Genomic DNA, 19,065 nt, shown 5'->3' on the forward strand with positions numbered 1-19,065 from the left:
TAAGTTATTTTCAAATAATGAGTTCATGATAAACTATTAGATTCTTTAGCTATCTCTTCCTACGCTTCTAAAAGTTACCTATCCATTTATTCACAATTTTATTATTATAACGTTCACAATAGTGTGTCAACATTTTATGAACTCTAAAATGCTATTTTTTTGATGTTCAATACTTTAGAACGGTTTATATGTACCATTCTAGACACAATAATATTACTAATTACCTCTTGTTTTCAAAAATTTTTAGAGGGTTTTAAGTTGCACCTAAATGGTATTTATAAGTTTACAAAGTATCCTTTTCGAATAAAAATAAAGAAAATAATGTAAAATAATAGCGGGTATTTTAAAAGGTGAAGAAGCCTAATTTTTATAGAAGTAAAAATGAATATGTAAGCTATTTTAGTACAATTCTTAATAATACTTTTGGACTTGTAGCTTAGAAGCTACAGTGAATAAAAGGACGCCATCCTATTGATAATATTCCCCAGTAGTGAATATAAAATGGAAATTAACGAGAATACAAAAAAGCTGCTTCTATTTCCTAATTAGTTAGGAATTAAAAGCAGACAATGGAATACAATTTTATTCAATTACGCACATGCTATAAAAAGAGAATTTTATAGATGGATGTTTTTAAGTATCCCTCTAACAAATTAACATCTTACATGTTTACGTTTAAAACCAAGCCTTTCTTTTTCAATCTCTTTTTGAATATTTTCGTAAGCATTAAGAAAACTGTTTTTTTTCTTCTCACGTTTTATTTCCACAGGACCTATAGCCTTAGCAGTTTCTAATGCTTTCTTATGGAGCGGTAAATAGGAAAGCCCTAATGTGTAAATAAAGTTATTCATAGAGGATTTCGCTCGTTCTGGCGATTCATGTATCGTATTTTTTACCATATCAAGCATATTGGAAATTTTCTCATCTGAAAATTCATCGTCTTTTCGATTTCCTAAAAGCCAGCAATAGCAGCTCCATCCAGCAGACATTCTTAGCTCTTCCCCGCTTGCAATCCATTTGTCAGCAACTTCCTGTGCAATATCTGACTCAGATAAAGTAACTGCTACTACAAAATCAGACAGCATATAAAAATAAGCAGCATCCATCCATCGATCATAATCGGACACACTCATTGCATTTGGATCTGCAATAATACCCGCAAAGTACATCGCATCATAATTCCCAGTGGCATATAGTTCCTCAGCTAAATGCTGATTTATTTTTATCTTCTTTACGATTGGTTTCATTGCACCTGTAGCCACGCCAAATAGCGGTTCATGTGCTCCGTTAGAAAGATATATCTTTTTAGTTCTTTCCTTACCTAGTGCTTCAAGCTCCTGCATTACCGTTTCTAAGTTCATTGTTTCACACTTCCCTTTTTAAGAATTCTTCAACCTAATATTTATACCCATCCAATACATCACTATTATCCTATACAAAGGAGTCACTATGCGCGTATTCTGCTCACTAATATAAAACGAACGAAAGTGTTCGCTCATATCTGATTTGCATGCTTATCTATCGAAATGAGATTTTTGTTGTACTATATCACAAGGTTAAAATTAATAATAAAAAACAAAAATATTTTTCAACAAGGCATATATTACTTCATTATGAAGTGCCAAGTTTTGCAAACCTATTACAAATGTTTTCTTTAAAGTTAATATCTATCCTTACATAATAAAAAAGCTACCTAGATTAAGTAGCCTTACCTGTACTTATCAACTATTATTTAGGAAATTACTTTTTTTCCATTACTGCAAAATAGTTCTCTTCATTGTCTGCAAAGTTAAATACTCTACCAGTCGGCATATTTACTATCTCTCCGACTGTAATTTTTTTATTTAATAAGTCATTGTATAATTGTTCGATATCCTCTGTGAAAAACATTAATGAAGGAGTATCAAGATTTAATCCAGGAGACATTTTAGAGACAAAATCTTTATTATGCAGAATGAGACTTGTTTCTGCACCATTTATCGGAGCAATTTCAATCCATCTAAAACCCTGATCATTGTTCTCTTCAGCTATTACAGTAAAACCTAAATTTTCTGTCCAGAATTTCACAGCATTATCTTGGTTATTTACATACAACATAATTTGACCGATTTTACTTAACATCTTCTCCGTCACTCCCTTTTAAAAAGACTGATTTACTATCTTAACTAATATTCTTTGTTTGGGAAAAAGAATCCTTCTTAATTTTACTGCTTAGTTTAAAATAAACCCTGGAAATGATGGTCATTTTGAACTTATCACATTACTTTAGGTACTCTTTTTCACAAGCTTGTCCTTTTCTCCGTCATTAATATAATTTGCAATAACTTCACATTTTTTTATAGCCCATATGTAATGATTGGAGGTATTTGCTGCAAAATAGCTGTATAAATTACTTGTCTTAGTCCACTTATAGTATTTCTTTGTCATGATTTCTTCATTCGTATGTGCCTTTATTAAATTCATTACTCTCTCATGGCTTAACTTAAATTTTTTTATAGCTTGATTTAATGTTACATCTTGATAGTTTTTCCAAATCTGCATATTAAGTAGCTTGATAGTACTCCATTTATAACCGGGTGCCGGCATAAAAGGGATATCTCCATCCATTCCTTCTCTATACCACCTTTCAAGCATTACATGCCACTCATACAGATGCATTAATACATCTCGAAAATTCTTATCTCTTTCTAGAGTCTCAATAGAAACACTTCTTTTTCTGCTTGGTACAGAATCAATTATATCAAGAAGTGATTTAAAATTTCTGTCGCTATTCAGTATAAGAACTTCTTTTTCACTTACTACCATCATAATCATTCCATCCTTTTTTACTATAAGCTTTTATTATCAAATGGTCTTCCGCAAAAATAGTTTATATCATTAAATATTCTTTACAATAATTTCTATCCTACTTTTACTACTTTCCAATTTTGTTGAATAACAATAACAGAATCATTTTATTAACTTTAAATTATCTAAAGGAAGAAAAACAATTTCTGCAGACCCTAAAAATTTGTCCATCGGTACAAAACCAACACTAGGATCTCTACTATCTATACTATTAAGACGATTATCTCCCAGTACAAAATAGTGTCCCTCTGGCACAGCAATTTCACCTAATTTTTGGTCTAATGTAAAGTCTTGAGTGAGTGTATCATTGCCTAGCAAAGCTTTTTTATATTCATCCAAGTAGGGTTCTTCGTACTTCTCACCGTTAATAAAAAGTTCATCGTTTTCATAAGCAATACGGTCACCAGGAATACCTATAATACGCTTGATATAATTTGTATCTTCTTTTGCTTCAAATACAATCACATCAAATCGCTTGTACTCCGTCAATCTTGGACCAATTTTATTCACTACTACTTTGTCACCGTCTTCAAAGGTGGGCATCATAGAAGCACCATCAACGACAATAGGTGTTAATATAAATACTCGAACTCCCCAGGCAAATAAGATAGCAATGCCTATTGCTTTTACCCATTCCAATAATTCATTTTTATCTTTAGTTTTTCTCACTTTTAATACCTCTTTCTCTAATAGAATAATTCCTTTAATTAACACCTTCGACATCCGTTTAGTAATACCTGCTTTTTTAAACTAAACAGCATTGTTAGTTTAAGCAAAATATTTTCTCACTGAATCAACGAAATTGTAAAGTAGATCATCGAGATTATGAGCTGGTTTAATTAAGAAATGTTACAGAGTAGTCGTTCAAATATCGTTCCCCCCACGAAAACCGTCAGTCGAAAGCGGAAGTTTGCCATCTATTGATCCTACTTTTTATATAAATTGAATTTAACTTTAATAGTTGATTTTGTTTTATCCATCCGGCAATCTAACTTCCACACAACTTATGATTGGAGCAGCATACGGCGACTCCAATGGGATCAGTGCGACAGATGAGACGCGTAAGCGACGGTGATGGCTTATCATTCCCCCACGGAAAGCGTCCGCATAAAGCTGAAATCGACTATTCTTTGTTCATTCTCCCGTATCTTATAAAATAGCAATTATGTGATTAAATGGATAGGTACTAATATGCAAATGGTTCTCTCCATAAAAAAGAAGAGTCATGAATGCATCATGACTCTCCCTCAACAATGTTATTTAACTGTATTTCTTTCCTCAATACGATAAGGAAGAACTACATTTTGTTCCTCAATCTTTTCTTTATTCATAAACTTAGTCAGCAATCTCATGGAAACCGCTCCAATATCATATAAAGGAAGCACTACGCTAGTTAATTGCGGTCGTACCATTCGAGCAAGTTTGGAATTCTCAAAGCTTATAATTTCAATATCATTAGGGACATTTAAGCCACTATCCTGTGCTCCGTGAATAAGTCCGATTGCTATTTCATCACTTCCTGCAAAAAATGCAGTTGGTGGATTGTCCAGTTTACAAAGCTGTTCCCATGCCGCTAAACCATCGTCGTATGTATTATCGACGCCTACTATTAAATCCTCATCCACTTCGATATCCGCATTTTCCAACGCTTCCTCATAGCCCGCAAGCTTAAAGTCACGATTAATCGGAGATGAAATGGAACCTGATATAAAGGCGATTCGCTTGTGACCGTTTTGAATAAGTCGATTCACTGCATCAATAGCAGCCTCACGATATTCAATATTCACAGAAGGGAACGAATTAGAATGCTCCACTGTTCCTGCTAAAACAACCGGTGCATTTGCCCGGTTCATCTCATGTAACATTTCCTCTGAAACATAGTCACTCATCATGACTATACCATCTACTTGTTTACTTAAGAGGGTCGACAATAACTGAACTTCTTTTTCTTCCTGTTGATCGGAATTCGTTAAAATAATATTATAGCGATACATAGTTGCAATATCTTCAATACCGCGTACTAATTCCGCATAAAAAACATTTGATATGTCCGGGATAATAACCCCTACGGTTTTTGTCTTTTTACTTGCTAAACCTCTTGCCACAGCATTAGGACGGTAATCTAGTCGTTCGATCACGGCCAACACCTTTTGGCGAGTTGCTGGTTTTACGTTTTGATTGCCATTAACTACACGTGACACAGTAGCCATAGATACATTAGCTTCTCTTGCTACATCATAAATAGTGATAGTCATTGCATACCCTCCTTTTCTTATCTAATTTACAGTATATATTAAAATAATACTTTATATCCTCAACAACTTTCAATTAAATAATAAAACCGACTCTTATTTAGAGTCGGTTTTGTGACAATACTATATTTTATGCGTGAACTTCATGATTTTTCATGAATTTTTGAATGGAATCATAGAACTCATCAAATTGCTTTAAGTTCATTTGCTGAGCAGCATCAGACAATGCCACTGCAGGATCTGGGTGAACCTCTGCCATTACTCCGTCAGCTCCAATAGCAATTGCAGCCTTAGCAGCAGGTAGTAAAATATCACGACGACCAGTTGAATGCGTCACATCAACAAATACAGGCAAGTGAGTCTCTTGTTTTAAAATAGGCACTGCCGAAATATCTAAAGTGTTTCTTGTAGCTCTTTCATATGTGCGGATACCACGCTCACATAAAATGATTTGGTCATTACCTTGAGAGATAATATATTCAGCAGCATGGATAAATTCATCTAAAGTAGCTGCAATCCCACGTTTTAATAGGATAGGTTTATTTATTTGACCTACTGCTTTCAATAGTTCAAAGTTTTGCATATTTCGGGCACCGACCTGTACAACATCTACATAGTCAAGTGCTTCCTCTAAGTGACTAGGTGTTACGATCTCCGAAACAACCGCTAAACCGAATTCTTGAGAAATTTGTTTTAAAATTTTCAATCCTTCTAAGCCAAGTCCTTGGAAATCATAAGGAGACGTACGTGGTTTGTATGCTCCTCCGCGAATTAGCTTTAATCCTTTAGATTGGATCGCAGCAGCAACTTCTGCAACCTGCGTATATGATTCAACAGCACAAGGGCCAAATACAAACGATGGCGTTCCTGTACCAATTTGTTCTCCATTAATTGTTACAATTGTATCTTCTGATTTCTTTTTGCGAGAAACGAGAAGTGCTTTTTTCTGGTCATCCACTTGTAATTCTAGAGCTGTTTTAAAGATTTCTTTAAATATATGCTCCACAGTTGATTGTGGCATTGGACCGTCATTGTTTTCTTTAAGATGATCTAGCATATGTCTTTCACGAAGAGGATCATATCTATTTACACCTTGCTTTTCTTTAACTCTACCTATCTCTTGCACTACTTCCGATCTTTCATTGATTAAACGTAGAATTTCTACATTAATCTCGTCTACACGGCTTCGTAAAGCCTCTAAATCCACTTGATTCATAGATATTTCTCCTTTCGTCTCAGCTACGACTCTTTCTATCGCCTGAAAATTATGATACATTTTAGGATATAATTCATATTATAATCAATCATTTGAGAAATGTCACGCTTTTTATTTTAGCGATTCAACTCGCTAAAGTGTCTCATATTAAAAAGGAAGTGAGAACTTGTCATCTACCCTATTTGCATTAGATATCGGTACACGATCTGTCGTAGGAATAATTCTAGAACAACGAAATGAAACGTTTCATGTAGTTGACATACTTGTGGAAGAACATAAGGATCGAGCAATGATGGATGGTCAAATACATAACGTGCTCAAAGTAGCAGAGGTAATACAATCGATAAAGGAAAAACTAGAAGCTAAGCATGGTCCTTTAGAAAAAGTAAGCGTTGCTGCAGCAGGAAGAGCTTTAAAAACTGAGCAAGCCGAGATAAAAATGAATATAAAAAATAGACCGATTTTTTCCGAGGAAGACGTTAGTAGACTAGAGCTTTCAGCAGTTCAACAGGCTCAAAATGCTCTTGTTCAGCCCGACAATGGAAATCAGTCTAGTCACTATTATTGTGTTGGATATAGTGTTTTATACTACAAATTGGATGGAGAAGAAATTGGGAGCTTGGTTGACCAACAAGGTGAGGAAGCCTCAATAGAAGTAATAGCTACCTTTCTTCCGCGAGTTGTGGTTGAATCTCTGATTTCTGCTTTAAAGCGAGCTAATTTAGAAATGGAGGCTCTTACATTAGAGCCAATCGCAGCTATTAATGTATTGATTCCCACATCAATGCGTCGTTTGAATGTTGCCCTCGTTGATATTGGAGCAGGAACATCAGATATAGCAATCACTGACTTTGGTACAGTAGTCGCCTATGGTATGGTTCCATATGCGGGAGATGAAATTACCGAAGCATTAAGCGATCATTATTTATTGGACTTTCCTCTTGCTGAAAAAGCAAAGAGAGCAATCAATACTAATGATTACATTCAAGTGCAGGATATCCTTGGTTTTGAACAGGACATACCAAAGGAAGAAGTTATAGAAGCTCTAAAACCAACAATTACAGAACTAGCAACTGAAATTTCAAAAGAGATACTACGTTTAAATAATAATCGCTCTCCTAAAGCTGTCATGCTTGTAGGAGGTGGTAGCCTAACACCTACCATCACCACCTCTTTAGAACAAGCATTAAATTTGCCAGCTAATAGAGTTGCTGTTAGAGGTATCGATGCAATACAAGATTTAACAAAGGAAGAACATATTCCAATCACACCGGAGCTTGTCACACCGATTGGTATTGCAATTGCAGCGAAAAAGTCTCCTATTCAGTATATGTCTGTAAAGGTGAATGGGCAGGTTGTTCGTTTATTTGAACTTAAGGAAATGACAGTTGGTGATGCGTTATTAGCTGCGAATATATCAACCCGAAAATTATACGGGAAACCTGGTGCTGCTCTATCTATCCAACTTAATAATCAAACTCTTCATATCCCTGGAGAACATGGTCAAGCGGCTTTGATAATGGTAAATGGAATGGAGGCTAATACGAAAACCATCATAAAAAATAATGATACAATTGAGCTTCTAGAAGGAAAAGATGGAAACCCAGGAGTAGCTACTGTTCGAGACTTGTTGGATGAGGCATCTGTTCAAACAGTCACCTTCCAAGGAGTTATGTATATTGTAGAACCAAAGATTTATATCAACGGTGCTTCTTCTACAATAGACACTCCTTTAAAGGAAAGAGACAAGGTTACTGTGGAAACAGTTCAGACAGTAGAACAGTTCCTACATATCATCAACAAGGAAAGCTATATAGAGAAGCTAAACCCTTACACAGTTACCATTAACGATAAAAATCACTATATGCCCGTTCTTTCTCCTAACCTACTCATCAACGGGATGAAAGGCAAATTACAGAGTTCCATTCAAGATAATGACGTAATAGTAATCAATACTTTAGAGTACCCTACGTTGGAAAAATTGGCTGAGATATTAAACAAAAAATTATCTATTAGAACAGTAGTCACCTTTCAAAGTGAAAAAGTTGAACTTTTTAAAGAGCTTGCTATAGTTTCTATGGGAGAATTGACTCTTCAAGGAAGTGATGTCATACCAAACAATGCCAAGATTGTATGGGAAGAAGCAAATGACTCCTCCTGGATTTTTCAAGATGTGTTTCGCTTCACAGAGTGGACTCTTCCAGAGAATGCCACCTCTTTTCAAATTTTGAGAAATGGTCAACCTTCCCGATTTGATGAAGAAATTTTCGGAGGAGACCAACTGGAAATTCGAGTAGGGTAGAAAAATAAAAAAGAACAAGCATCTCTGCTTGTTCTATCAGACTGTAGACAAACCCAAAGATATTGGAATTGTCTTATAGTCTTTTTTTTATTAACGGTACTATAGTAAGAAATCGTCGATTTCCATTTCAGGCGTCGCTCAGTCCGCGTGCTTCGGCTCGTGCTGTTCCCGTAGGAGTCTTCACGCCTTCCATTCCAATCGACTAATATTAACTATTTAAAACGTGTAGGTTTTATAAATCTTCTAAGACATCTTTTATCACATCTCTTAAAAGTATTCATAGATTTTGGTTTAATAGAGAAGACAATGTATTCATTGGATTCAATTCATGTAAAAGTGAGTACCAGTAACGCAAGTATTTTTTTAAACTCGCGACTTGGAATTGGCAGCTGCCTAATGTGAGTTGAAAACGTCTTATATAGACGACTCACCATAAAATTCAGGGTGGTAATTTGAACTTAAATAAAAAGTACCCCTAGAGAAGAACTCCGGGGGTACTTTTTCTACAGTTTGAGAACAAGCATCTCTGCTTGTTCTTTTATTTTTTTGTAGTGGTAGTCTTTTTAGAGTTTGAGTTTGAATTAGAATCGTTTTCTTCTGTAATCGCTTCTTTAATAGCTTCAGCAACTGCAGTAGCATTTTCCTCTTCTTCTGTTAGCTCTTCTGTAGTTTGAGAAATAGTCTCCATGAAATCCATTGGTTCTTCTCCTTCAGATGAAGCAGTACCATCATCTAATGGTGAAGCAGGTGAACCTTTAATGTTTTTCACTTTGTCTACTAGCTGACCAGATTGCTCTTGCAGCTGTTTAGAAATTTGAGTTGTTTTTTCTTTAGCAGTTGAAGAAAGGTCGATTGTTTTTTCTTTCAGCTGGCCTGCTTGAGATGTTAAGGAGTCACGAAGCTCTGTCCCTGTTTTTGGGGCTAATAATAGTGCTGTCGTAGCACCTATGATACCACCGATAATTACTCCCATGATGAAGTCCTTACCGTTTACTTCTTCATCCTTATAGATATTGTGGCGGCTTTCCTTATAAGAAGGCATTGGTGGATAGCTAGGCTGCCCTTGTCGATCGTATGATGATTGGTTTGCATAGTACTCGTGGTCAAATTTTGCATCATTGTAATTTGGTTTGTTTGATTCGTAATTAGTCATTTCAATTCCTCCAGTTAGCTTATTTTATATTGTCTTTTTCAAATGTATAAAAGCCAGCTTGTTCCATTGCTTTGCGTTCTTTCCACTTGTCACGTATGCCAAGGAAAATGCTGCTCCACTGAACAACCTGTGCAATTTTATCTTCATTTTTTTCCACTTCTGAAGTGACAGAAGTTGACAGGCGTTGTATTGAGTTATTGAATCCATTCACCGATGTTCCAACATTTTTCACTGCTTCTACAACCGTATTAAGCTTCTCGGATTTATCTTGAATATCCACTGCCAGTTCGTTTGTTTTATGCAAAAGTTCAGCAGTTTCTTTTGTTACGTTTTGTAAATGAGCCTCTAACCCATCTAATGTATCTGCCACATTGTTCAAGGTCTTTTTAACGGAAGACAAAGTTACCGCCAAGCTTATACATAATATTAGAAATGCTATGGCCGCTACAATTGCAGCTATGTATAATAGATTTTCCATTTGGACACTCCCCATCATTTTTGTTATGTAGTATTTTTACCCTAATTGAACCAAACTAAACTTCTTACTCTATATACTATACTACTTTTTTTTGAAAACTCCTCTAAAAAATGCTTAATCTACATAAGAGATTAAGCATTTTTATTAATTATTTAGTTTTTTTTCAAATGCCTTTTGATATTTTTGGACATCTCCTGCACCCATAAACATAAACACAGCATTTTCATGAGTTAATAATTGTTCCACCGACTCCTCTTGAAGGATATGACTGCCCTCTATAAGATCACCTAGTGTTTCGATAGTTAAAGAGCCTGCGTTTTCTCTAGCTGATCCAAATATGTCGCATAAGTACACTTCGTCAGCCAAGCTAAGGCTTTCTTTAAACTCATTTAAGAACTTTTGAGTTCTAGTAAATGTGTGTGGTTGGAATATCACTACAAGCTTTCTATCTGGATACTTTTGACGTGCGCCTTCAATTGTTACAGCAATTTCTGTCGGGTGATGAGCGTAATCATCAATAATTACACGATCTCCTATAACTGTTTCTGTAAAACGTCTTTTAACACCCTCAAAGGATTCTAAACCATCCTGGATAACCTCTACAGGCACACCCTCATAATGACATAAAGATATAACCGATAAAGAATTCAAAATGACATGATCACCGTACATTGGTATCGTAAACCGATGATAAAACTCATTTCTTACAAATACGTCAAAGGAAGTCCCCTCTGTTGTCTTTTCTATATTACGAGCAGCAAAATCATTATGCTCCCCGAAACCATAATAGACAACAGGCACAGACGCTTTAATGCGTTGAAGATGAGAGTCATCTCCACAAGCTATAATGCCCTTTTTAACTTGCATCGCCATTTCCTGAAACGCGTTAAATACATCCTCAATATCTGTAAAATAATCTGGATGGTCAAAATCGATATTAGTCATAATCGCATAATCTGGACTATATGCCAAAAAGTGTCTGCGATATTCACATGCTTCAAAAACGAAATTAGAGGCGTTTTTAACCCCTTTACCAGTGCCATCACCAATTAGATAAGAAGTAGCGTTATAACCGCTTAAAACGTGAGCGAGTAGACCTGTAGTTGACGTTTTCCCATGAGCTCCAGTTACTGCAATTGAAGTAAACTGGTTCATATAATCACCTAAAAACTTATGATAACGAATAACTTCCAACCCTAGTTCCTTAGCCTTCACTATTTCAGGATGAGTGTCAGGAAATGCATTTCCTGCAATCACTGTCATTCCTTCTTTTACATTATCTTCATCGAACAATAGAACATTTATCTGGCGATCATGTAATGGTTTTTCTGTAAAAAAATATTTTTCAATATCGGATCCTTGAACTTCATGACCTTCATCATGAAGGATTTGAGCTAACGGGCTCATACCCGATCCCTTAATCCCTGTAAAATGATACTTTGTCATACATTGTAAACCTCCTGGGATTAGTCCCACTTATATACATTGATTATGCGTTCGCCTATTAGACGTATTCCCCATTATATCACTTTTTAGTACGTTATATTAATAAATATATTTAACTAAAAATTTGGTCAATGCTATCATTTGTCAATAACACTTCTCTAGCCTTACTTCCTCGTTGATCAGAAATATAACCACTCTCATACATAGCATCAATCAGCCTAGCTGCCCGATTATATCCTAAGTGGAATTTCCGTTGCAATAATGATGTGGATGCACTGCCCTGTTCAACTACAAATCGACAAGCTTCCTCAAATAATTCGTCTTGTTCGGAGGCTGTCTCTGTTTTTTGTATTAGCTCATCCTGTTCAAACATATAATTGGGAGTTCCTTGGCTTCTTGCATAGTCAATAACACTTTCTATTTCATCGTCTGTCACATAAGTCCCCTGAATCCTTACTGGACTCGACATACCATTGCCTTGATAAAGCATATCTCCGCGACCAAGCAATCTCTCAGCACCTTGCTGGTCTAAAATAGTCCGTGAATCTATTTGGGATGATACAGAAAAAGCAATTCGTGTAGGAATATTTGCCTTTATGAGGCCTGTAATTACATCAACAGAAGGACGTTGTGTTGCTAAAACAAGATGTATTCCACAAGCTCTTGCTTTTTGTGCAATACGACAAATAGCATCCTCCACCTCGGTTGGAGCCATCATCATTAAGTCAGCTAACTCATCAATTACAATAACAAGGTAAGGTAGTTTTTGAGCAAACTGTCTTTTTTCCGTGGCCAATGTGTTATATCTGCTAATATCACGCACTCCGATATGAGCAAACAATTGATAACGACGTTCCATTTCTTCAACTGCCCACTTGAGAGCTGCTGTTGCAGCTTTCACATCTGTGATTACTGGACTTACTAAATGAGGAATATGGTTAAAAGGAGCAAGCTCCACCATCTTAGGATCGATTAACAATAATTTCAATTCATCTGGAGTTGCCTTATATAACAGACTAACAAGCAAAGAATTGATAAACACAGATTTCCCCGAGCCTGTTGCTCCTGCAATTAGCCCATGTGGCATCTTTCTCAAATCGATTGTCACAGGTTTACCAGTTAAATCTAAACCAAGGGCTGCTTCTAAAGGAGAGTCAGATTCAATAAATACATTCGTGTTAAGAACCTCCGATATACGTACAGCACGTGATTTTCTATTAGGAATTTCAATACCTATTGAGCTTTTTCCTGGTATAGGAGCTTGTATACGAATGTCCTTCGCTGCTAGAGCAAGCTTAAGATCATCTGCTAGGTTGCGAATTTTACTTACCTTCGTACCATGTCCTACTGTAATTTCAAATTGAGTAACTGCTGGTCCTTGAAACATTTGAACAATTTCCCCGCTCACTTGAAAATACGAAAGGGCTTCCACTAAAGTGGCAGCTTGATCCTCCATCCACTCTTTATCCTCATCCTTCATCTCTGGAGGTAAAAGATAACTAAAGGAAGGTTTTTGATAGCTAGAAGTGTATTCTTCCTGCATTTCCTCAATTGGTTCTGTTACAGAGTTTTCTTCCACCCTTACTTCTTCTTTATGTCGGGCTTGTGTCGGCTCAGCTACAGAAACAGGCGGCATGGATGAAAAGCTCTGTTGGTTAGGTATTATTTTATTTCCTAGTTTATTCAACTTATCCTTATCTGACTTTAGCATTAAAACGTTAAAGGGTCTGATTTTCTCTGTTCGAGTTGCTTCAGGCGTCTTAATCGGTTCTCCTACTGATTCCCCTTTGACTTCAAGCGATTCTACTACTTGCTGTTCTTCTTTTCTTTCAAGTTGCTCGACTAGCGGTGTTTCTTTGGTTTCAAGTAGCTCTGTTACCGTTTGTTGCTCTTCGTTTACTTCAAGAGCATTAACTACTGCTTCTTCTTCGACTTCATGTTCTTCTTTTCTTTCAAGTTGCTCGAATAATGACTGTTCTTTTACTTTAAGGAGCTCAGCTACCATTGGTTGCTCTTCGTTTACTTCAAGAACATTTACTACTGATTCTTCTTTGACTTCAAGCGGTTCTATTACCATCTGTTCTTCTTTTCTTTCAAATTGCTCGACTAATGGCTGTTCTTCTACTTTAAGGAGCTCAGTTACCATTGGTTGCTCTTCTTTAACTTCAAGATTATTTACTACTGATTCCTCTACTACTTCAAGCGGTTCTGCTACTTGTGATTCCTCTTTTACTTCAACATGCTCTAATTTCGGCTTTTCCACCTTAGAAATTTGTTCCAATTCTTGTTTTACTTCTACTATCTCGTTTGGCGATTCCTCTAAAGAAGTATTGATATTTGGAGCTTTATCGAGAACCTCCGATGTTTCTTCACTTACTACAAGTACTGGATCCTCTATGGCATTTTCTTTGATTTCCACTGATTGCTCTGCCTTTACCTCCTGTGGCATGGGGAAAGGACTCACAATTTTTTCTTTACTTATAATAGGCTCTCTCTCTATAATTGGTTCCTTGTGGGTTGCCCCATATTTTTCCTTTGGCTTATTATAGCCATATACTGGAGAAGGAACTTGAGTTGGAGTGAAGGGTCTCTTTTTCTTTACGATAGCTGCTTCTTCAACTATTTCTTTTTCCACTTTTTTGACTACTGGCTGTATTTTTCTTTGTTGCCAGCCTTCATAGATAGGAGGAGCTTCATATACTTTTTTCTCATTTACAATCGGCTCGTTAATTATTTTTTCTTCCTTTACTCCATACAGGAATTCGTTTTTTTCATTATCCGATATTAATGGAAAGCGGAAAGGAGTTTTCGTTTCTTTTGGAGATAACTCCTCAGCTTCAAATTCTTCTATATTTTCTTCCTCATTATTTGAAAATAATTTTTTAAACCAGTTCATTTACATCACTCTTTCTACTCGATACCATCTATTTTACCAATAATTACGGTATACGTCTGTTAAAAATTAAAAGATAGTAGAAAAAAAGCACACCTATTAGGCATGCTTTAAGAACTTCTTCATACTTTTATGAAACAAAGGCACTTCCTATTTCATTGTTATCTTCCAAAACAAGAATACCTTTCACCTCAGGAGCATTTGGTAAAGCAAGCTCTCTGGCAGAGCAAAGCATTCCACTTGAAGCAATTCCTCGAAGTTCTGCATCTTTAATAACCATTCCAGAAGGCATAACAGCTCCAACTTTAGCTACCACTACCTTTTGGCCAGCGTCCACGTTTGGAGCGCCACAAACAATTTGTAAGGTTTCAGTTCCTACGTTTACTTGGCACACCTTTAACTTGTCCGCATTTGGATGCTGCTCTAAAGATTCCACATAACCAACTACGAATTTAGGAGACAGGTCCACCTCTAATTGGTAATCTACTTCATTTGAATTTAATACTGCTTGAATTTTTGTCACAAGCTCCTCATTTAAAGTAACTTGTCCGTTTGCTTCTAGTTGTGCATATTTACTAAATCCAAATATATTGATTGCAAGAATCTCAGCTGATTGCTGATCCTTAACAAGCGTTACATCGCCTTTAGTTTCAGTTATAACTTTTTCTGTTTTTTCTGGTGTTAATTGGACTAATAACACGTCACCTATACCGGCTGCATTGTAAAATATATTCATTTGTCTTCGTTCTCCTTTGTTACTCGATTTTTAGCCAGGATAAAGATTGGCTCTAAATCTCCTTTGTCATATATAAAAGATAATGAGGTAATTGGCACTGTCCCTACTGTAAAGAAATGCATAGTCATTTGAGCAAGAACATCGTAACCTGTCTCATTTCTTATATCACCAATAATCATAACATCTTGATGGGGTACAGAAACAGTCATATCTCCAGAAATCTGTTTTTTCATTTCTTTTAATAGAGATTCGTTTAAGATTCTGCTTGCATCATATCCGTCATTATTGTTAAAAAAGTAAAAGATATTGCCAGCAACTTCATCCGTTTTATAATTTGTTTTTAGATTTCTAACCTGGAATAGAGCTCTCTCCCTTATCTCAGTTTCCCGCACATTCCAGCTCGCTAACATCTTCTCATCTAGCAAACGATAAGTATTTCCTAAATCTAAAGCATAGTAAACTCTAGTTTCAGCAGTATGGTCTTTCGTAACAAATCGGTTTCCCTCGTTAGATTTAAGAGGAAAGGAAGTAGAACGAATTACAGGATAAACCGCTAACGTTGGATCAATTTCTCCTGCCATTTCCTTCTCCATAGCTGAAAATGTCTCTTGTATTGTGTATACTACCTCGTTAATTGCTTCCTCTTTTTTTGTTTCATATTTCGCTAATATAGGAGGAATCGAAATATCCATACCTTTTCCTAGTTGCTTATGGGTTAAACGAAGCTTATTTGTTTCACGATTGTAATCATACATATATATTTCTTCTGTCATTTTAGTTTTAAATAATCTTATCAATTCAAGTGCTTTCAAAGTATCCCTTCCTTTCTTATTCACAAAAGACTTGCCTATGTGAATTCTATCGCTATATAGCAGTTAAAAACAAATATTATGTATGGAATCCCAAATAAAAACGGCTCACAATTTGTGAACCGTTTAGTCTCTTAGATAGATTGAAGAAATAATTCAATTTCTTCTCTTGTTTTACGATCTTTACTTACGAAACGACCTATCTCGTTTCCATTTTCAAAAGCGACAAAACTCGGAATACCTAAAATGTTTAACTCAACACATAAATCTATAAACTTATCTCTATCTACGGAGATAAATTGGAATTCAGAAAACTGCTCTTCCACCTCTCCCATAAACGGGTCGATAAAATGACAATCTGGACACCAATCGGCTGTAAATTTAAATACAACATTCCCAGTATTCTTTAATTGTTCGAACTGATCAATGGATTGTAAGTTTTCCACGTGAATTCCCCCTATTTCGTTTGAATAGATCTGACTATCATCATCATCTGTTCAAGATTATTAGCAACATCTTTCTCTTTAGTAATAGTTGTTAATTTGATACCGCCAATACTGGTTATTAACTCATATCTTTCTTCGCTATTTTCTAAAATGGCAACAAAACCAAACCGATCATCTTTTTCAAAGGTTGCTTCCTTAATGATTTTCACATTTTTATTTGCCATCATTAAATCATAGTATAATTTACTCGAAGATGATTCATTGGGATTGATAAATAAAATAAAAGAATTTTTCCCTTTGTTGAGAAGAATATTAGTTTCATCGGAATCATCTTCAATAGAATATCCACTTGGTAAGAAAAGTTTTATACTGTTAATTTCTTCGTTAGGATCTTCAGCATCCCCTTGAAAGGCTTTTTCAGCTTGTTCAAGGCCGTCTACAGCTTGTTCATCTATAGATGCGCACCCTGCTATTAAAATGACAGCTAGCGACGCGAGAATAACCCGCATCCAAATTCTCGTCAAATTCTTTCCTCCATTCAATGCATAACTGCTATATATTTTAACTATGATTTTATTTACTTGCAACTAGTATATCTTATTAAGCTAGTTGGTTTTTCATTCCTGTAAATCTAATTTCGCATTTTGAGTCTTTAAAGAAAGTTCATACTGACCAATGAGCAATAACATAATATGCTCGAACATATCACTTCGTTTTACAAAACCGTTTGTAAATACTCCTATTGCTCCTTCGTGATGACGTATACCTTTCTTGTTAGTATAGACGTCCATTATGGGTCCAAGTTCCGCACCCTCTTTTAAACTATCTGCTATTTCCTTTGGTAAGGCTACACCTGCTCCGGTAGCAGTAAACACTTCTCCTGTTTTGGTTGCAAGAGCACCCCAGTTACAAACATACATAGTATCAGAAATTTCCTGTACACCGCCTTCTAAGCCAATGCCAAAGGTACCATCAAAGTCTTGCATTAATCGTTTTGCTCGGTTAATTGCTCCCTGCCTAGTTTCCTCGTTGCTCATCGGCTGATTCGACACTTGTGAGGAAACCTCCTGATTTACAAAAATAGCATCAGGATAAAATTTGCCAGCTACCACTTCAACTGCCTTTGTTTTAGCTCTATTATTAGTTCCAATTAGTATTTTATGCATCGTTTAATCTCCTTCTTTGAAACAAGCCAATGAAAACAATAAGACAGTTCAATTTCATCGGCTGAAAAAGATATGATTTTTGGACTGTCTGTTGCTATCTATTATTCCAAGCAATATGTATTGAATATGTATAATTTATATCTTTAATTTTAAAAAAAGATGCCACTCGGGGCATCCTTTTTAGACGTTTGCTTTAATAGTCTCAAGTGTTGAACGATCGCATGCCTTTACAAGCTTCACAATTAATTCCTTCGCTGCTGCGTAATCATCTGTATGAATAATAGACGAAGAGGTATGAATATAACGTGAACATATACCAACTACTGCACTAGGTACACCTTCTAACGAAGTATGAACTCTTCCTGCATCTGTTCCACCTTGTGAGATAAAATATTGATATGGAATATTATTAGTCTCAGCAGTATCTAATACAAATTCTCTCATCCCTCGATGAGTGATCATGGAGCGGTCAAATATACGTAGTAGAGTACCTTTCCCCAATTGACCAAACTCATTTTTATTGCCAGAAGCATCATTTGCGGGGCTAGCATCTAAAGCGAAGAACAAATCAGGCTTGATCATATTAGTGGAGGCTTGTGCCCCGCGAAGACCTACCTCTTCCATAACATTTGCTCCAGAGTACAACATATTTGGCAACTGTTCATTTTGAACTTCTTTTAATAATTCAATCGCAAGCCCACAACCATAACGGTTGTCCCAAGCCTTAGCCATAATTTTTTTATCATTTGCCATTGGAGTAAACGGACAAACAGGGACAATTTGATCGCCAGGTTTAATACCCATTCTAAGTACATCCTCTTTATCATCAGCACCAACATCGATTAACATATTTTTAATATCCATTGGTTTATTACGAACCTCATCACTCAACAAATGAGGAGGAATAGATCCGATTACACCTGGAATTGTTTTGTAACCTGTAACAATTTCTACACGTTGAGCGAGTAGAACTTGGTTCCACCATCCACCTAGTGGCTGGAAACGTAGCATTCCATTATCCGTGATGCCAGAAACCATAAATCCGACCTCGTCCATATGCCCAGCAACTAATATTTTAGGACCATTTTCATCGCCCTTTTTCAATCCGAAAATTCCACCTAAATTGTCTTGTACTATTTCGTCTGCATATTTTGTTAACTCGGTTCGCATAAATGCTCGAACAGCATGCTCATTTCCTGGAGCCCCAGGTAACTCGGTTAATGTTTTAAACAACCCGCGTGTTTCTTCATTCATCTCAGTAGATGCCTCCTAAAGCATAGAAAAGTTAATTTTGCCTTTTTAAATACATTTCCTATCTATT

General features: G+C 36.0%; 17 protein-coding genes. 1 reads left to right on the forward strand and 16 read right to left on the reverse strand.

Features of this window, described 5'->3' with window-relative positions; genetic code table 11:
• Nucleotides 1–653: 653 nt before the first annotated feature.
• The 6 genes from MKY94_RS13945 to MKY94_RS13970 all read right to left on the reverse strand — a co-directional run bounded on the left by MKY94_RS13945 (nucleotide 654) and on the right by MKY94_RS13970 (nucleotide 6,315).
• Nucleotides 654–1,361: a DNA alkylation repair protein gene (locus MKY94_RS13945; RefSeq protein ID WP_342577243.1), complete on the reverse strand. Its 708-nt coding sequence runs from the start codon at nucleotides 1,359–1,361 to the stop codon at nucleotides 654–656.
• A 379-nt stretch (nucleotides 1,362–1,740) separates the two neighbouring features.
• Entirely contained in the window at nucleotides 1,741–2,121 is a 381-nt protein-coding gene (locus tag MKY94_RS13950) for a VOC family protein (RefSeq protein WP_144535269.1), read from the reverse strand.
• A gap of 144 nt (nucleotides 2,122–2,265) precedes the next feature.
• Complete coding sequence (locus MKY94_RS13955; RefSeq protein ID WP_342577244.1) at nucleotides 2,266–2,808, reverse strand: ClbS/DfsB family four-helix bundle protein; 543 nt, start codon at nucleotides 2,806–2,808, stop codon at nucleotides 2,266–2,268.
• A 141-nt stretch (nucleotides 2,809–2,949) separates the two neighbouring features.
• The gene (gene lepB, locus MKY94_RS13960) at nucleotides 2,950–3,570 is read right to left on the reverse strand and encodes a signal peptidase I (RefSeq protein ID WP_154310310.1); all 621 of its coding nucleotides are present in this window, start codon (nucleotides 3,568–3,570) and stop codon (nucleotides 2,950–2,952) included.
• A gap of 533 nt (nucleotides 3,571–4,103) precedes the next feature.
• The gene (gene ccpA, locus MKY94_RS13965; protein ID WP_144535263.1) at nucleotides 4,104–5,102 is read right to left on the reverse strand and encodes a catabolite control protein A; all 999 of its coding nucleotides are present in this window, start codon (nucleotides 5,100–5,102) and stop codon (nucleotides 4,104–4,106) included.
• Nucleotides 5,103–5,229: 127 nt separating this feature from the next.
• Complete coding sequence (locus tag MKY94_RS13970; protein ID WP_144535261.1) at nucleotides 5,230–6,315, reverse strand: bifunctional 3-deoxy-7-phosphoheptulonate synthase/chorismate mutase; 1,086 nt, start codon at nucleotides 6,313–6,315, stop codon at nucleotides 5,230–5,232.
• A 166-nt stretch (nucleotides 6,316–6,481) separates the two neighbouring features.
• On the opposite strand from MKY94_RS13970, the gene pilM reads away from it, so the two are divergent.
• Nucleotides 6,482–8,617, forward strand: coding sequence for a pilus assembly protein PilM (gene pilM / locus MKY94_RS13975; RefSeq protein WP_342577245.1), 2,136 nt, complete (start codon nucleotides 6,482–6,484; stop codon nucleotides 8,615–8,617).
• Nucleotides 8,618–9,155: 538 nt separating this feature from the next.
• On the opposite strand, the gene MKY94_RS13980 is transcribed toward pilM, so the two are convergent.
• The 10 genes from MKY94_RS13980 to MKY94_RS14025 form a co-directional block, all read right to left on the reverse strand.
• On the reverse strand, nucleotides 9,156–9,770 hold the full coding sequence (locus MKY94_RS13980; RefSeq protein WP_144535257.1) for a YtxH domain-containing protein: 615 nt from the start codon (nucleotides 9,768–9,770) through the stop codon (nucleotides 9,156–9,158).
• 19 nt (nucleotides 9,771–9,789) lie between these two features.
• A complete protein-coding gene (locus MKY94_RS13985) occupies nucleotides 9,790–10,248 on the reverse strand; it encodes a DUF948 domain-containing protein (protein ID WP_144535255.1) in 459 nt (152 codons plus the stop codon).
• 144 nt (nucleotides 10,249–10,392) lie between these two features.
• A complete protein-coding gene (murC, locus tag MKY94_RS13990) occupies nucleotides 10,393–11,694 on the reverse strand; it encodes a UDP-N-acetylmuramate--L-alanine ligase (protein WP_154310306.1) in 1,302 nt (433 codons plus the stop codon).
• 112 nt (nucleotides 11,695–11,806) lie between these two features.
• Nucleotides 11,807–14,590 carry a DNA translocase FtsK gene (locus tag MKY94_RS13995; protein ID WP_342577246.1) on the reverse strand — a complete coding sequence of 928 codons (2,784 nt, stop codon included), beginning with the start codon at nucleotides 14,588–14,590 and terminating at the stop codon, nucleotides 11,807–11,809.
• 127 nt (nucleotides 14,591–14,717) lie between these two features.
• Nucleotides 14,718–15,323: a YtpR family tRNA-binding protein gene (ytpR, locus tag MKY94_RS14000; protein ID WP_144535249.1), complete on the reverse strand. Its 606-nt coding sequence runs from the start codon at nucleotides 15,321–15,323 to the stop codon at nucleotides 14,718–14,720.
• The gene (locus MKY94_RS14005; RefSeq protein WP_144535247.1) at nucleotides 15,320–16,135 is read right to left on the reverse strand and encodes a DUF1444 family protein; all 816 of its coding nucleotides are present in this window, start codon (nucleotides 16,133–16,135) and stop codon (nucleotides 15,320–15,322) included. The genes ytpR and MKY94_RS14005 overlap by 4 nt, the downstream gene beginning before the upstream one ends.
• A 131-nt stretch (nucleotides 16,136–16,266) precedes the next feature.
• Nucleotides 16,267–16,578 (reverse strand): thioredoxin family protein, encoded by a 312-nt coding sequence (locus tag MKY94_RS14010; RefSeq protein WP_342577247.1) that lies wholly within the window; start codon nucleotides 16,576–16,578, stop codon nucleotides 16,267–16,269.
• A gap of 11 nt (nucleotides 16,579–16,589) precedes the next feature.
• Nucleotides 16,590–17,102 carry a hypothetical protein gene (locus tag MKY94_RS14015; protein ID WP_154310303.1) on the reverse strand — a complete coding sequence of 171 codons (513 nt, stop codon included), beginning with the start codon at nucleotides 17,100–17,102 and terminating at the stop codon, nucleotides 16,590–16,592.
• Nucleotides 17,103–17,195: 93 nt separating this feature from the next.
• Nucleotides 17,196–17,744, reverse strand: a complete 549-nt coding sequence (locus MKY94_RS14020; protein WP_144535241.1) for a DUF84 family protein — start codon at nucleotides 17,742–17,744, stop codon at nucleotides 17,196–17,198.
• 180 nt (nucleotides 17,745–17,924) lie between these two features.
• Nucleotides 17,925–18,998 carry a M42 family metallopeptidase gene (locus tag MKY94_RS14025; RefSeq protein ID WP_151113457.1) on the reverse strand — a complete coding sequence of 358 codons (1,074 nt, stop codon included), beginning with the start codon at nucleotides 18,996–18,998 and terminating at the stop codon, nucleotides 17,925–17,927.
• Nucleotides 18,999–19,065 lie beyond the last annotated feature (67 nt).

Source organism: Psychrobacillus sp. FSL K6-2843, assembly GCF_038626375.1.
GTDB classification, from domain to species: domain Bacteria; phylum Bacillota; class Bacilli; order Bacillales_A; family Planococcaceae; genus Psychrobacillus; species Psychrobacillus faecigallinarum.

What these genes read in the sequence shown, in the direction of transcription:
- MKY94_RS13945 (WP_342577243.1), bottom strand. Translation starts at nt 1,361, where the DNA reads ATGAACTTAGAAACGGTAATGCAGGAGCTTGAAGCACTAGGTAAGGAA.
- MKY94_RS13950 (WP_144535269.1), bottom strand. Translation starts at nt 2,121, where the DNA reads ATGTTAAGTAAAATCGGTCAAATTATGTTGTATGTAAATAACCAAGAT.
- MKY94_RS13955 (WP_342577244.1), bottom strand. Translation starts at nt 2,808, where the DNA reads ATGATGGTAGTAAGTGAAAAAGAAGTTCTTATACTGAATAGCGACAGA.
- lepB (WP_154310310.1), bottom strand. Translation starts at nt 3,570, where the DNA reads ATGTCGAAGGTGTTAATTAAAGGAATTATTCTATTAGAGAAAGAGGTA.
- ccpA (WP_144535263.1), bottom strand. Translation starts at nt 5,102, where the DNA reads ATGACTATCACTATTTATGATGTAGCAAGAGAAGCTAATGTATCTATG.
- MKY94_RS13970 (WP_144535261.1), bottom strand. Translation starts at nt 6,315, where the DNA reads ATGAATCAAGTGGATTTAGAGGCTTTACGAAGCCGTGTAGACGAGATT.
- MKY94_RS13980 (WP_144535257.1), bottom strand. Translation starts at nt 9,770, where the DNA reads ATGACTAATTACGAATCAAACAAACCAAATTACAATGATGCAAAATTT.
- MKY94_RS13985 (WP_144535255.1), bottom strand. Translation starts at nt 10,248, where the DNA reads ATGGAAAATCTATTATACATAGCTGCAATTGTAGCGGCCATAGCATTT.
- murC (WP_154310306.1), bottom strand. Translation starts at nt 11,694, where the DNA reads ATGACAAAGTATCATTTTACAGGGATTAAGGGATCGGGTATGAGCCCG.
- MKY94_RS13995 (WP_342577246.1), bottom strand. Translation starts at nt 14,590, where the DNA reads ATGAACTGGTTTAAAAAATTATTTTCAAATAATGAGGAAGAAAATATA.
- ytpR (WP_144535249.1), bottom strand. Translation starts at nt 15,323, where the DNA reads ATGAATATATTTTACAATGCAGCCGGTATAGGTGACGTGTTATTAGTC.
- MKY94_RS14020 (WP_144535241.1), bottom strand. Translation starts at nt 17,744, where the DNA reads ATGCATAAAATACTAATTGGAACTAATAATAGAGCTAAAACAAAGGCA.
- MKY94_RS14025 (WP_151113457.1), bottom strand. Translation starts at nt 18,998, where the DNA reads ATGAATGAAGAAACACGCGGGTTGTTTAAAACATTAACCGAGTTACCT.